We start from the raw sequence: 14,525 nt of genomic DNA on the forward strand, positions 1-14,525 counted from the left end.
GAGGACATACGACATGAAAACATCTTTCGCATTCACACGACCCGCCAGGACGCTGGCGCCGCTCGCCCTCGCGGCGGCGCTGGCTGGCTGCTCCATGGCACCGAAGTATGACCGGCCCGCAGCGCCGATCGACACGGCCTATCCCTCGGGCGCGGCCTATGTGGAACTGGCGGCCGCGACGCCCGACGACGCGATCACGGCCGAGATCGGTTGGCGGGACTTCTTCCGCGACCCGCTGCTGCAGCAGTTGATCGGCATTTCGCTGGAGAACAACCGCGACATGCACAAAGCCGCGCTCAACGTGGAGGCGGCTCAGGCGCTGTACCGTATCCAGCGTGCCGAGATGCTGCCGAACCTGGGCGTTTCCGCCCGCGGCGCGTCAGAGCGCGTACCGGCCGACCTCAGTACCACGGGGCAAAGCGACGTGCTCCGGCGCTACGACGTGGCCGGGGTGACGGCCGCCTGGGAGCTGGACCTGTGGGGCCGCATCCGCAGCCTCAACGACCGGGCGCTGGCGTCCTACCTGGCCCTCGACGAGACCCGCATCGCCACGCAGATGAGCCTGGTGTCCGAGGTGGCCAGCGCCTACCTCACGCTGCGCGCCGACCAGGAACTGCTGCGCCTGACGAGCGACACCCTCGCCACACAGAAGCGCTCCTATGACCTGACCACCCAACTGGTGGAAGCGGGAAATTCCACGCAGCTCGACCTGCGCCGCGCGGAGATCGCGCTGCGCACCGCCGAGGCCAACCGCGCCGCCTACACGCGGCAGGCGGCCAAGGACCGCAACGCGCTGGTGCTGCTGCTGGGCCAGCCGCTGACGCCGGAGCTGTCCCGGCAGCTTGACGAGGCCGTGGCGCTGCCGGACGACATCGTGCCGACCGACCTGCCGAGCGGCCTGCCGTCCGAACTGCTCGCGCGTCGGCCGGACATCCGCGCCGCCGAGCAGATGCTGATCGGCGCCAACGCCAACATCGGCGCGGCGCGGGCCGCGTTCTTCCCGACGATTAGCCTCACGGGCTCGGCGGGCACGGCCAGCGCTTCGCTGGACGGCCTGTTCGATTCGGGCTCGCGGGCCTGGAGCTTCCTGCCGCAGATCACGCTGCCCATCTTCCGCGGCGGCGCGTTGCGAGCCAATCTGGACGTGGCACAGGTACAAAAGAGGATCGAAATCGCCAACTACGAGAAGTCTATCCAGGCGGCCTTTGCTGAGGTGGCTGACGGCTTGGCGGGCAAGCGCACGCTTGATGAGCAGATCCGCTCGGAGCAGCTCCTGGTAGCGGCTAGCCAGAAAGCCTACCAACTAGCCGAGCAACGCTTCCAGGAAGGCGTGGACGACAACCTCACCTTGCTCGATGCGCAACGCACACAGTACGGTGCGCAGCAGACCCTGGTGCGCACGCGCCTGACGCGGCTGAACAACCTCATCCACCTCTACAAGGCGCTGGGTGGCGGCTGGACTGAGCACACGGTGCAATCGGGCGCCACCGGGCAACCATCCGCCCGGTCGCCGGGATAAGGGCTATGCGCAACGGCGGCGTTCCCCATCGTTGCGCACGGAGAACCGGATGAGGATCGGTGAACTTGCGCGCTTGACGGGCACCCCCCCGGAGAACATTCGGTTCTACGAGCGGGAGGGCCTGTTGCAAGCCCCGGAGCGGTCACGCAACAACTATCGGCGCTATGGCCCGGCCCATGTCGAACGGCTTCACCTGATTCGCAACTACCGTGCCTCGGGAATCGGCCTGGATGACGTGCGCCGCCTACTGGGTTGGGCACATGAGGGGTTCCTGGAACCTGAGCTGCTAAGGCAGGCTGTCCAAGGCCATCTCGCCTGTGTTGAGGAACGCATGGAGCAACTGATCCAGGTGAAAGAGCACCTGCTCGCATTGGCCCTGCACGGTGCTGCTTCCGCCGGGGCTTCCGAGGATGGACCGGCTCGCGATGGTTCGTGAGCATCGCATGTCCATATAACTGAATATATATTCATGCGTGTAATATTTCCGGCCAGACAAACGAATAAGAAAGACGCCCATGACCGACCAGAGCATCACGCGCCGAAACATCGGCGTTCTCACCGCCGCGCAGGCGCTCGGCGGCGCCAGCGCGCCCATCGTGATGTCGCTGGGTGGGCTGGTCGGCCAGCAGCTTGCCAAGAATTCGGCCTGGATCACCTTGCCCGTGAGTCTGTTCGGCCTGGGTCTTGCCATCGGCACCTTGCCTGCCGCCTTCATCATGCGGCACCATGGCCGCCGCAACGGATACGTGGTGGGGGTCGGCTTCGGCGTGGCCTCGGGCCTGATCGCCGCGTTGGGCATCATGCTGGCCTCGTTCTGGATCTTCTGCGCCGGCACCTTCCTGGCGGGCTTCTACGGCGCGTATGTGCAGAGCTACCGCTTCGCAGCCGCCGACACCGCCGAGGACGCGCTTAAGGCCAAGGCCATTTCCTGGGTCATGGTGGGCGGTCTCGCGGGCGCCATCATCGGGCCGCAGTTGGTGATCTTCACGCGCGATGCGGTAGCGGGCACGCCCTACGTTGGCAGCTTCCTCAGCCAGGCGCTGCTGCCGCTGATCGCCTTGCCGATCCTGCTGATGCTGCGCACGCCGAGCCAGACCCAGGCCGAAGCAGTCGCCGATAGCGGTCGGACGGTGCTGCAGCTCTTGGCGATGCCGCGCTATCTGCTGGCCGTGGCTGCGGGCGTGGTGTCCTATGGGGTGATGGCGTTCGTGATGACGGCCGCGCCGGTGGCGATGGTCAACCACGGGCATTCGGTGGACAACGCCGCCCTAGGAATACAGTGGCACCTGCTGGCGATGTTCGGGCCGAGCTTCTTCACCGGGCGACTGATGGTGCGCTACGGCAAGGAGCGCGTGACCGCCGTCGGCATGGTGCTGCTCGCCGCCTCCGGGGTGGTGGCCCTGGGCGGGCTCGGCCTGTCCCACTTCTGGGGCTCGCTGGCGCTGTTGGGCATCGGCTGGAATTTGAGTTTCATCGGCGCCACGGCGATGGTCACCGACTGCCACACCCCGGCCGAGCGGGGCAAGGCGCAGGGCATGAACGACTTCTTCGTCTTCGCCGCCACGGCGGCCGTGGTGGAAAATCGCATGTCGCGCGCAACGAAGCACAGGCCGTCGGCAATTTTAAAGAATATTAACTGTTTTTAGTAGTGAGGTTTCCAATGTCAGATATTATTCCCGGATATTGCACACTTTGCCGTTCGCGGTGTGGGACGCTGAGTGAAGTAGCAAATGACCACCTGATCAAGGTACGGGCTAACCCTGAACACCCTAATGGTAAGGCCATGTGTATGAAGGGGAAAGCGGCACCTGAGCTGGTGGACAGCGCAAATAGAATTCTGTACCCGATGAAGAGAACTCATCCTAAAGGTGCAGAGGATCCGGGCTGGCAACGTATAAGTTGGGAAGAGGCTATGTCAACGATAGCCGGACAACTGGAAAAATTTAAACGAGAGGATGGAGCTGAATCTGTCGCTTTCGGCTTTACGAGCCCAAGCGGTACCCCCCTCAGTGATGCAATTGAATGGTTAGAGCGATTTGTTCGTATCTATGGCAGCCCAAATACCAGCTATGGAACTGAGATATGTAACTGGCATAAAGACGTTGCACATCGATGGACCTTTGGCTGCGGCATTCCTGTTGCTGATTATTCCCATGCCGATCTTATTCTTCTTTGGGGGCATAACCCCGCGAATACTTGGCTTGCCCAGGCTAGTGCGATTGGTACTGGTCGAAATAACGGCGCAAAACTGATTGTCGTGGATCCTCGCCCGACACCCTTAGCGAAAGAAGCAAATGCCTGGCTTGATGTCAATCCTGGAACTGACGGTGCATTAGCTTTGGGGTTAAGCCATCTCCTGGTAGAACGAAACCTGTTTAATCATGAGTTTGTTCGAAACTGGACTAATGGTCCTTTGTTGGTTCGAAATGATAATGGTTATTTTCTTCGGGAAAAAGATATTAACCCACTTGCCATCAGTAATCGCTATACAGTTTGGGACGAACACAACCAGCAAGTCACATTTATCGATTCCGAGACTCGAACTGAAGAAACGCTGATGCCTACAGCTGCACTTGAGGGCAATGTTGAAGTCGCAATAGCTGATGGTGCAAAAATTTCCTGCCAAACGGCGTTTTCATCTTTTAAAGATATGTTGGCTAATTATGACCCAGAAAACGTAAGCCGTATCACCGGGGTATCTGTTGCGTCAATTGAAGCCGCTGCGAGTTTGATTGCCGGGGCCAAGAAAATCGCCTACCACAGTTGGTCTGGAGTGGCTCAACACACTAATGCCACCCAAACAGAACGTGCGATTGCGACACTGTATGCTTTAACCGGTTGTTTCGATCAGGAAGGATGTAATCGAATCTATGCCAGCCACCCGGTAAATGTGGTTAATTCACCGACATTGATGCCTAAATCACAATGGGATAAAGCATTAGGCCTTGAAGAAAGGCCTATCGGGCCGCCTTCACAAGGTTGGGTTCATTCTCAGGATATCTGGCATTCAGTATTAGAAGGTACACCCTATAAAATTCGCGGGTTAATTGGCTTTGGTGCCAACATATTACTTTCACAAAGTGATACTTCTCTCGGACAACAGGCGCTTGAGGCGCTTGAGTTTTATGCCCATGTAGATTTGTTTGAAACGCCTACATCAAAGTATGCTGATATCCTTCTGCCAGTTAACACTGCCTGGGAGCGCGAAGGCCTAAGAACCGGGTTTGAAAGTAGTGCTGCTGCTCAGGACCACATTCAGTTGAGAAAAAAAATGGTCTCTCCGCGCGGTGAAAGCCGTTCCGACCTTGAGATTGTTTTCGATCTTGCATGCCGGTTAGGAATGAATGAAGCGTTCTTCGACGGCAATATTGAGGCAGCCTGGAATTATCAACTAGAACCATTAGGTTTGACTGTTGAGATGCTCAGAAATAAGCCAGAAGGTTACGATATCCCGCTTGAGCATAAAGTCAGAAAATATGCTTTCAGAGACCCAAATAGTGGATATCTGGCAGGTTTCAATACAGAAACAAAACGTGCAGAGTTTTACTCTGAGATCCTTCATCACTATGGTTACAATCCTTTACCTGAGTATGTACAGCCGCAAGAATACCAGCGCAACGATCCTGATTATCCATTAATGCTGACATCCGTTAAAAGCGGATTCTTCTGTCATAGCCAACATCGAAGCCTGACTAGCCTACGAAAAAAAGCACCTTATCCAACGGTAGACATTTCGGCAACTCTGGCTGACGAAGAAGGTATCAAGACGGGGGATTGGGTAGAAATTGAAACGAGAGCAGGTCTTGCTCGATTTAGAGCAAAAGTGGAAGCCAAACTCTCTCATGAAACTGTAATTGCTGAGTTTGGGTGGTGGCAGGCTTGTCCTGATTTTGGCAAACCTTCATACCCGGTTAAAGGTGAGTACAGTAGCAATTACAATAGTTTAATCAGCGGTGATAGCTATGATCCAGTCAGCGGTGCTTTACCTTTGCGTTCATTCCGCTGCCGCATTCGCCGCTTGAATGATTTTGAGCTGATAAGGCGCCCCTGGGAAGGTCGTAAAACATTCAAAGTCATTGAACTGAAAAAAGAAGCAGATAATGTTACGACAATTACCTTCCAATCGAACAGTGAAGGCTACTTACCTGATTATGAACCGGGCCAGCATATCACTGTTAGCTGTTGTCCGATGAGCGATTCTGAAGAGATCGTTACCCGGGCGTATTCGCTGACAGGCCCTGCGTTTGTTCATGACCGTAAAACCTATTCCATTTCTGTCCGTCATCAGAAAGCGACTGATGAGAAAGGTGAGTATGTTGAAGGAATAATGTCATCCTACATAAACACGCATTTGCAGATAGGCAAGGATGTTGAACTTACCCCTCCTGGGGGGAATTTCATTGTCCCGCTCAATGCCGTCCAGCCTGTCGTAATCTTTGCTGGCGGTATTGGAATTACTCCATTCATTTCCTATCTGGAGTCTATTAACCCCCAAGCGGAAGGTCCGGAGATCTGGCTTTTCTATGCTAATCAAAATAGTAGGCTACATGCGTTTAAGAAAAGAATTGCGGAGCTAAATGCGTCTATTGACAGGCTTAAAGTAATTAATATCTACAATCAGCCCCTCGACTGTGATATTCCAGGATTGGATTATGATAGAGCTGGTTACGTTGGTGCGGGAGATGTCGAGGCATATCTTATTGAGAATAATGCTCGTTATTACATGTGTGGTCCGCAGCCTATGATGGATGCGATATCGCGAGGGCTTCAGGAGAGAGGTGTACCTGCATTTGCTATTTTCTACGAGATATTTCGTTCTCCAGCAAAAATAAATAATGATCCCTCATTACGTCATAAAGTCATTTTTGCAAAATCAGGAAGAACAGAGATTTGGACCACGGATAAAGGTACTCTACTTAATTTTGGGGAAAAGCTTGGGATTCAAATGCCTAGTGGTTGTCGTGTTGGACAATGTGAAAGCTGTTCAACTAGGGTGATTGCAGGGAACGTACAGCATCTGAATGGTGTGGAGCCCTCTGATGAGGGGGCATGTTTGACATGTCAGTGCATTCCTGCCGGTGATATCACGATTGATGCTTGAGGTAAGTACTAGCTATTAGCATCCTTTACATCAGGCCATTTCAGTGGCCTGATTTTTTCTATGAATAACATTATGTTTTAAACAATTTTCAATTTTTTGTACGAATTCACCTCAATAGCCGATTTAATCAATTTTATCAGTGCGATCTTTCTAAGTTTTTATCATCCTCCCCCTTGACCTTCCAGTTACTACAAGCTTTAGCCTGTAAGAAATTATACCAATTGCATTAATTAATTGACCAACTTTATCCACTCTCTCCAACAGAGATTTTTGACTCGTTCAACATCCGCAATGAATGTATTCCAAGCGCGAGAGACCTGTTCCACTATTTCTTCGTAACCTCGAAATACGCGGTTTGATAAGCAACGTTGCCGTAACCATTGCCATACTTGCTCCATCGGGTTCAGCTCCGGAGAATAAGGTGGGAGTTTTAACAGACTGACATTGGTAAATGGGCTGGCCGTATCGATCGTATGCCAGCCCGCGCCATCCATTACAACAACGGCATGACGCCCAGGCTCTGTCGCTTCACTTATTAATTTCAGATGCTGCTTCATCACCTCTTTATTCACAAGAGGGCTGATAAGCGCCTGAGTATTACCATTGCTCGGACACACCGCCCCAAAGACATAGCCATAATCGAATTGCTGTTGCTTTACTACTCTTGGCCTGCTGCCCTTGGCTGCCCATATTCTGGACGTCTGATTTTGCTGACCGAATCGTGCTTCGTCTTGAAACCAGACGTCAACGCGATCCAGAGGAAGATGACCGGGAGTGTGAAGGATCGTTTCCAGCAGGAAATTTTTTAAAAGTGTCCTGGGTTTGTTGTGATTGTTTAGGGTGTTTAGAGCGACTGGTTATCCAACTGAAACCGAGCGCATCCATGATGCGGTATACGTTTCGCAACTGATAATCGATTTGGAAGGTGTCGCTAATGTATTGTCGTACATCCTGTGCAATCAAACGCCCCCCCTCCTTTTTAACCGCATTTTCTTTGATAAAATGTGCGATCTGTTCTCGCTGGGAGACGGAGAGCTGACAGGGTCTACCCGGACTAGGTTTGGATTGCAGACCTTCAAGTCCGTGCGCCAGATAGTTGGATACCCAGGTATTAACACTGCCTCTGGCAACCCCAAGGTAAGTTGCTATCTGGGTTCGTGTTTCCCCATTCTTGAAATGATACAAAGCTAGATAGCGGGTTCGCAGTTGCCCGTTGGAGGTTTGCTTTGCTAATTGTTTAAAGTCGTCGGCTGTATGCATATCAAAATCACTCGAATATGAATACCACTATTAGATCAAACTTTTAAGACAATTGGTATTACTACAGACGCCAACTTCGGACTGGCCGAAGAGTTTTGGTGAATGAAAGGATCGTTATGATGAAAATGAAAGTTGGGATATTGCTGATGGCAGTTGCAGTGACAGCCAATACAGAAGTGGTACTTGCAAATGATGATGCAAGCGAAACGCAAAAAAAAACTGCAAATGCGCCTGCAGGTCCACAGGTACCCGTGGCTGTTGCCGTATCACGGAATATTATACCTTCTGCTGAATTTACCGGTTCTTTAGCGGCTATTAAAACAGTGGAGCTACGCCCCAGGGTAGGAGGGGCAATCGAATCTGTTACGGTGCCGGAGGGAAGTCTGGTTCAGAAAGGACAGATGTTATTTCAAATCGATCCGCGGCCCTACCAGGTTGTGCTTGATAGTGCACAAGCGCAATTACGACAGGCAGAAGCTCAGGCGTTCCAGGCAAGCCGCAATTACGAGCGTATTAGCCGTCTGGTAAACGGAGGTGCTGTTTCGCGTAAAGACTATGATGATGCATCTTCTGAGAAAAATGCCCGCGTTGCACAGGTTCAGGTATCGAAGGCTGCAGTCGAAGCAGCAAAGCTGGATTTGTCATACTCGCGTGTGACTGCGCCAATTGATGGCCGTATCGATCGGATTTTAGTAACTGAAGGTAACTTGGTTAGCAGCAGCCAGGGGGGGGGCGCGACTCTATTGACAACAATCGTTTCGTCCGACCCTTTATATGTTTATTTTGATATTGATGAAGCGACATATCTCAATACTGTCAGTAAGGCTCGGCCTGATGTTGTCGGACGTAGCAACGAAAAATTACCCGTACATATAGGTCTGGCAAATGAGAAGGGGTATCCGCACGGGGGGGCGCTTGATTTTGTTGGCAACCAAATTGATCGTAATACCGGCACTGTTCGTGTCCGGGCTATTATCCCGAATGCTGATGGTCTTCTTACTCCTGGAGCATTTGCCAGAGTTCAGTTAGGCACTGGTAGTGAGCAAAAAGTAATTTTGGTAAACGATCAAGCCGTAGGCACAGATCAGGGCAATAAGTATGTCCTTGTTGTTGATGCCAATAATAAGGCGCAGTATCGCCCGATAGTGTTGGGGCCAATGGTCGATGGATTACGTGTTATCAGCGACGGTCTGAAGGCCGGGGAAAAAATTATCATAAAAGGGCTCGTACGACCGGGGATGGCCGTTACGCCAGACATCGTATCGATGCAAACGCTGTTGAGCGTACCTGAGAGGCAGCCTGAAGGTGCATCTAAAAAATCGAATGGCAAAAATGAGGGAGGTAGTAAATGAAATTTCCTCATTTCTTCATCCAGCGCCCCATATTTGCAATTGTCTTATCAGTTTTTATGCTGATAGCGGGTTCTTTAGCGTTTTTTCAACTTCCTCTCAGTGAATATCCGTCCGTAACACCGCCAACCGTTCAGGTAACGGCAAGCTACCCCGGAGCAAACCCCAATGTAATAGCAGATACTGTTGCCGCCCCGCTTGAGCAAGCCATCAATGGGGTTGAAGGCATGCTTTACATGAGTTCTCAAACTGCTTCTGACGGCCGAATGATTTTAACCATCTCTTTCAGACAGGGAACTGACCCCGATATTGCGCAAATTCAGGTTCAGAATCGGGTATCACGGGCTTTGCCTCGGCTACCAACGGAAGTCCAGCAAATAGGGGTTGTGACTGAAAAAACCTCGCCGGATATTCTTATGGTGGTGCATTTGTTCTCTCCTGATGAGCGTTATGATCCACTTTATGTTTCTAACTATGCAATGTTAAACGTACGTGATGAGCTTTCACGCTTACCAGGTGTCGCAAGCATAGCGCTGGGAGGTGAAGGGGAATATGCCATGCGAGTATGGTTAGATCCTAATAAAGTGGCTTCCAGAGGGTTAACATCAAGTGATGTCACTGCTGCGATTAAAGAACAAAACGTTCAGGTAGCGGCTGGCTCTGTCGGACAGCAACCTAATGCATCGTCATCATTCCAGGTCACTGTGAATGCCTTAGGGCGCCTAACTACTGAGGAACAGTTCGGCGATATAGTTATTAAAACCGGAGATGACGGACAAATTACGCGCTTGCGTGATGTGGCTCGTCTTGAACTCGGTTCAGATAACTACTCCATGAGGAGTTTACTAAATAATAAAAATGCAGTGGGTATGCAGATTGTTATGACCCCGGGCGCCAATGCACTTGAGGTGTCTGCATCGGTAAGGTCAACAATGGAACGCCTGAAAGTAAGGTTTCCGGAAGGTATTCAGTACAGTATCGCTTATGATCCGACCGTGTTTGTTAGTGCTTCCCTGAAATCTGTCACGACGACTTTATTAGAGGCCACAATATTAGTTGTGCTGGTCGTGATGCTATTTTTGCAAACATGGAGAGCATCAATCATCCCATTGATCGCAGTGCCTATTTCATTAGTGGGTACGTTTGCATTAATGGATGTATTTGGGTTCTCACTCAATACGCTATCTTTATTTGGTCTGGTTCTTTCAATTGGTATTGTTGTTGATGATGCAATCGTTGTGGTTGAGAACGTTGAGCGCCATATTGCAAAAGGACTCTCACCAAAAGACGCCGCAAGAAAAGCAATGGACGAGGTAACGGGGCCAATTCTGGCTATTACCTCAGTACTGGCAGCTGTGTTTATTCCATCAGCATTCCTCTCGGGGCTTCAGGGCGAATTCTATCGTCAATTTGCATTGACGATTGCTATCTCAACGATTTTATCGGCTATCAACTCCTTAACATTGTCTCCGGCATTAGCTTCCGTACTACTGAAACCACATCAAGGTATAGAGAAGCAAGATTTGTTGACTCGTGTAATGGATCGTTTTTTCGGATCTTTTTTCCGTCGTTTTAACCGTTTCTTTGATAGCCTGTCGAATTCCTATGTTGGGACGATTCGACGTATCGTTCGCGGAAGTACAATTGTACTCATTCTGTATGCTGGTTTTCTGGCACTGACCTTCCTGGGCTTCAAACAGGTTCCTGGTGGTTTTGTGCCTGCTCAGGATAAATATTGCTCTTTTGTCAAATACATAGAATCATCCTATGTATAAGGCCTGAGTTGCTACAATCGAGGTCCGATGGGCTCCCGTCTCTACGTCATTTGAGAACCGCGATGAATAACCGCTTCACACTCCCACAGGCGCCGCGGCGTTCGCTCGTCGATTCGACGATTGAGCTGATCCGCGGCCAGATCGAGGGAGGCGCCTGGAAGGTCGGCGAGCGCATCCCCAGGGAGCAGGAACTGGCCGAGATGCTGGAGGTTGGCCGCAACACGGTGCGGGAAGCCATTCGCGTGCTCTCGCACGGCCAGGTCCTGGAAGTCCGCCAGGGTGATGGCACCTACGTGCGAACCAATATCGATCCGGCCGAGGTCATGCGCCGTGTCGGGCGTTCCGGCTTGCGAGAGCACTTCGCGTTGCGCTGCATGCTGGAAACCGAGGCGGCCAGGTTGGCCGCGGTGCATCGGTCCAAGGCGGACGTTGGGCTGCTGCGCCGACTGTTGAAGGCCCGCGGCGAGCAGGAGCAACACGCATCGAGCGCGGCCTTTGCCGAGGCCGATACGGCTTTCCACTGCGCGATCGCCGGGATGTGCGGCAACGGCGCGCTGGCTGAGCTGTACCGCTACTTCGCGAACTCGGTCCGCATGAACACGCTGACTGCGCTGAAGGACAAGGAACTGCCCGAGCCGGGTCTCGCGACCCATGAGGCGATCGTGGATGCTATCGAGCGCCAGGATGGAGAAGCAGCTGCGGCGGCTGTGCGGAACGTGGTCGCTCCGCTGATTGCGGCACTTGAGAAATCGGGTTGATCCGAGCGCGACTCCCGCGCTGGCAATGCCGCTTTCCATCGAGCAGCCGGTCGCCGGCCCCGTTGATCGGAACGCGGGTTGTTTCCCGGAGAGCACGCGGTAGCCGGTCCTCATGGATAGGCCCTTGGTGCGCTACAGCGACCGGACGGTGCTGTTCATATCGAATCTTCGACGCGACCACCCGCCAGGACATACCGGGCCAGCGCCTCGGCATCGGCGTGGGTGGCCCGGGTGGACTGCGGTGTACCGAAAGCCTGGACGAGCTTTGGCAGCATGGCCTCCAACTGGGCTCGCTTATCCGAATCCGGTTCGACGTGGATGAGCGCGAGCAATGTGCCGCCAAGCGTCTCCTTGTGAGTCTTCAGCCAGACGCCGCGCTGAGCGCGATCGTCGAGAGTCTCTTCTGGCCCTCCCGCGACGTAGATAAGCACGAAGGGCTTTCCGCAGGCGACGAGTTCATCCATTTCCGCGCACCAGGCGCTGCTGTATCCGTTGTAGATGCTTGCGCCGTCGAAGCGGACGATGGGGAAATCGCTGGTGTCGTGAACTTTCGGTTGCTGGGACATGATCCTGGACTCTCGCTATTAACGTCCTAACATCCTACCTTTGTTGAGAATTACTTGCAACTGAAATGGGCATGGGCACACCGCCGTGCAGCGCCAAGTGACGGGCGAAATAAGGGCTTGACCTTCCAACAATGGGAGGCCCTACAGTGAACCCATCAACCTCATTCAAGGAGTTTTTTCATGAAGGTCAACAAGTTCAGCCTCTTGTTCATTGCGGGCGCCGTCGTGGTCGCCGCCGGCCTGATGGCCGTCCAGAAGAAGGTGGTCGTCCCGTCGGGTGAAGCGATGCAGGCCAGTGCGGGCGGAGGTCACCAAGGGCACGCGATGCCCTCCAGCGCCTCGGCCAATGACAGTCCTTCCACGACCGCGTATCGCGCCGTGAACGACCAGATGCACGCCGGGATGGGAGCGCAGTTCACTGGCAACGCCGACGTCGATTTCATGCGTGGCATGATCCCGCACCACCAGGGCGCGATCGACATGGCCAAGGTGGCGCTGCAGTACGGCAAGGACCCGGAGGTTCACAAGCTGGCCCAGGAGGTCATCACCGTGCAGGAAGGCGAGATCGCCATGATGAACAAGTGGCTGGGCGACAACGGCCAGCAGGCGGCGGCCGGCAGCTCGGGCGATGCCTCGACGGCCGCCTACCGTGCCGGCAACGACCGCATGCATGCGGACATGATGATCGACTTCAGCGGCGACGCCGATGTGGACTTCATGCGCGGCATGATCCCGCACCACCAGGGTGCGATCGACATGGCCAAGGTGGCGCTGCAGTACGGCAAGAACCCGGAGGTCCGCAAGTTGGCTCAGGAGGTCATCTCCGCGCAGGAAGGCGAGATCGCCATGATGAAGAGTTGGCTTGTCGCTCGGGGCAAGTGAAGGCACGACCATGAACCAAGCCAACACCCCGCGCATCCTCATCTATAGCACTCCAACTTGCCCGGACTGCCGGGCACTAAAGGAGTGGTTGTCCCAGCAGGGCATCGCGTTTGAAGAGCGCGACCTGACCGACCCGAAGATTTCCGCGGAGGCCAAGTCACGAACCGGCGTGCGCGTGGCCCCGATCACGATCGTCGGCGACGAGGTCTTCTATGGCACCTTCGCGAGCCAGAAGCCGAGGCTGATGAAGGCGCTCGGTCTTCAGTGAGCCGCTGAAGGAAGACCGTGGTCACGGGCGGAGTCGCCGGTGCGGACCCCGGTCGGACCCTGTAAGCGCTGTTGTGGACGCGTCTGCACGCAAAGCTCAAGACCGTGAGGCATTCTTCGCCGACGACGCTCGGCGCTTTCGCCTGCGGTCGTTGACATCACGAGAGGAATTTTTATGCGATCGACATCATCAGCCACCTCCCTGCACGTCGCCATTTCCGAGGGCATCACAGTCGCCAACGACCTGCCGTTCGTGCTGTTCGGCGGCATCAACGTCATCGAGGATCTCGATACGACCCTGGCTGCGGCTGAGCACTTCGCGGAGGTGACGCGCAAGCTGGGGATACCCTTCGTTTTCAAGGCGTCGTTCGACAAGGCCAATCGCTCGTCGATCCATTCTTTCCGAGGTGTCGGCCTGGAGGAAGGGCTGCGGGTCCTCGATGCGGTCAAGTCGCGGTTCGGATGCCCAGTCTTGACCGACGTGCATGAGGTTGAGCAGGCCATGCAGGTCGCTGCCGTTGCCGACGTACTGCAAGTTCCGGCCTTCCTGGCCCGGCAGACCGATCTGGTGGCCGCCATTGCCCGCACCGGTCGGGTAGTGAATGTCAAGAAGCCGCAGTTCCTCAGCCCGGGCCAGATCAGGCATGTCGTCCACAAACTGCACGAGGCTGGCAACCCGCGCGTCCTGCTGTGCGAGCGTGGCACGCAGTTCGGCTACGACAATCTCGTCGTGGACATGTTGGGCTTCCGCGAAATGAGCGTTGCCAGCAGTGGCCTGCCACTGGTGTTCGACGTAACCCATAGCCTGCAGCGGCGAGAAGCGGATGCGTTGGCTTCGGGTGGGCGTCGCCAACAGTTGCCCGAACTCGCGCGGGCCGGCATGGCGGTCGGCATTGGCGGTTTGTTCCTCGAAGCACACGCCGACCCGGCGCATGCACGTTGTGACGGACCCAGCGCTCTGCCACTGGACACGCTCGAACCGCTGCTGCGGCAGGTCAAGGCGGTGGACCAACTCGTCAAGTCGTTCGAGCCTCTTCGGATCGACTGA

Annotated in this window: 11 protein-coding genes and 2 pseudogenes; 11 read left to right on the forward strand and 2 right to left on the reverse strand. The window is 54.4% G+C overall.

Features of this window, described 5'->3' with window-relative positions; translation table 11 throughout:
* Nucleotides 1–13: 13 nt before the first annotated feature.
* The 5 genes and pseudogenes from IMX18_RS06610 to IMX18_RS06625 all read left to right on the forward strand — a co-directional run bounded on the left by IMX18_RS06610 (nt 14) and on the right by IMX18_RS06625 (nt 6,620).
* The gene (locus IMX18_RS06610; RefSeq protein WP_003821143.1) at nt 14–1,519 is read left to right on the forward strand and encodes an efflux transporter outer membrane subunit; all 1,506 of its coding nucleotides are present in this window, start codon (nt 14–16) and stop codon (nt 1,517–1,519) included.
* 49 nt (nt 1,520–1,568) lie between these two features.
* Nucleotides 1,569–1,955 carry a MerR family transcriptional regulator gene (locus tag IMX18_RS06615; RefSeq protein WP_015912830.1) on the forward strand — a complete coding sequence of 129 codons (387 nt, stop codon included), beginning with the start codon at nt 1,569–1,571 and terminating at the stop codon, nt 1,953–1,955.
* A gap of 79 nt (nt 1,956–2,034) precedes the next feature.
* The gene (locus IMX18_RS06620) at nt 2,035–3,165 is read left to right on the forward strand and encodes an MFS transporter (RefSeq protein ID WP_049285238.1); all 1,131 of its coding nucleotides are present in this window, start codon (nt 2,035–2,037) and stop codon (nt 3,163–3,165) included.
* A 14-nt stretch (nt 3,166–3,179) separates the two neighbouring features.
* A pseudogene (locus tag IMX18_RS28365) lies at nt 3,180–3,281 on the forward strand (hypothetical protein); the annotation flags it as partial.
* A gap of 27 nt (nt 3,282–3,308) precedes the next feature.
* Nucleotides 3,309–6,620, forward strand: a complete 3,312-nt coding sequence (locus IMX18_RS06625; protein WP_233454300.1) for a molybdopterin-dependent oxidoreductase — start codon at nt 3,309–3,311, stop codon at nt 6,618–6,620.
* A 230-nt stretch (nt 6,621–6,850) separates the two neighbouring features.
* Here the strand turns inward: IMX18_RS06625 and IMX18_RS06630 are convergent.
* A protein-coding gene (locus IMX18_RS06630; protein ID WP_161789755.1) for an IS630 family transposase occupies nt 6,851–7,880 on the reverse strand; the annotation gives its coding sequence in 2 pieces (ribosomal slippage) (nt 6,851–7,427 and nt 7,426–7,880; 1,032 coding nt in all).
* Between the two features lie 119 nt (nt 7,881–7,999).
* Between IMX18_RS06630 and IMX18_RS06635 the strand changes: the two genes are divergently transcribed.
* The 3 genes and pseudogenes from IMX18_RS06635 to IMX18_RS06645 all read left to right on the forward strand — a co-directional run bounded on the left by IMX18_RS06635 (nt 8,000) and on the right by IMX18_RS06645 (nt 11,762).
* Nucleotides 8,000–9,232 carry an efflux RND transporter periplasmic adaptor subunit gene (locus IMX18_RS06635; protein WP_121314803.1) on the forward strand — a complete coding sequence of 411 codons (1,233 nt, stop codon included), beginning with the start codon at nt 8,000–8,002 and terminating at the stop codon, nt 9,230–9,232.
* Nucleotides 9,229–10,962 (forward strand): annotated as a pseudogene (locus IMX18_RS06640) (efflux RND transporter permease subunit); the annotation flags it as partial. The gene IMX18_RS06635 and the pseudogene IMX18_RS06640, both read left to right, overlap by 4 nt.
* Before the next feature lie 104 nt (nt 10,963–11,066).
* The gene (locus tag IMX18_RS06645) at nt 11,067–11,762 is read left to right on the forward strand and encodes a FadR/GntR family transcriptional regulator (RefSeq protein WP_003821135.1); all 696 of its coding nucleotides are present in this window, start codon (nt 11,067–11,069) and stop codon (nt 11,760–11,762) included.
* Nucleotides 11,763–11,917: 155 nt separating this feature from the next.
* On the opposite strand, the gene IMX18_RS06650 is transcribed toward IMX18_RS06645, so the two are convergent.
* Nucleotides 11,918–12,328, reverse strand: coding sequence for a hypothetical protein (locus tag IMX18_RS06650; RefSeq protein ID WP_012614065.1), 411 nt, complete (start codon nt 12,326–12,328; stop codon nt 11,918–11,920).
* 180 nt (nt 12,329–12,508) lie between these two features.
* Here IMX18_RS06650 and copM point away from each other — a divergent pair, with 180 nt between their 5' ends.
* The 3 genes from copM (at nt 12,509) to kdsA (ending at nt 14,525) form a co-directional block, all read left to right on the forward strand.
* Nucleotides 12,509–13,210, forward strand: a complete 702-nt coding sequence (copM, locus tag IMX18_RS06655) for a CopM family metallochaperone (RefSeq protein ID WP_003821133.1) — start codon at nt 12,509–12,511, stop codon at nt 13,208–13,210.
* A 10-nt stretch (nt 13,211–13,220) separates the two neighbouring features.
* The gene (locus IMX18_RS06660) at nt 13,221–13,478 is read left to right on the forward strand and encodes a glutaredoxin family protein (RefSeq protein ID WP_003821132.1); all 258 of its coding nucleotides are present in this window, start codon (nt 13,221–13,223) and stop codon (nt 13,476–13,478) included.
* Between the two features lie 174 nt (nt 13,479–13,652).
* Entirely contained in the window at nt 13,653–14,525 is an 873-nt protein-coding gene (gene kdsA / locus IMX18_RS06665) for a 3-deoxy-8-phosphooctulonate synthase (RefSeq protein WP_003821131.1), read from the forward strand.

Origin of the sequence: Pseudomonas shirazica (genome assembly GCF_015168335.1) — a bacterium.
Classification (GTDB): Bacteria; Pseudomonadota; Gammaproteobacteria; order Pseudomonadales; family Pseudomonadaceae; genus Aquipseudomonas; species Aquipseudomonas asiatica.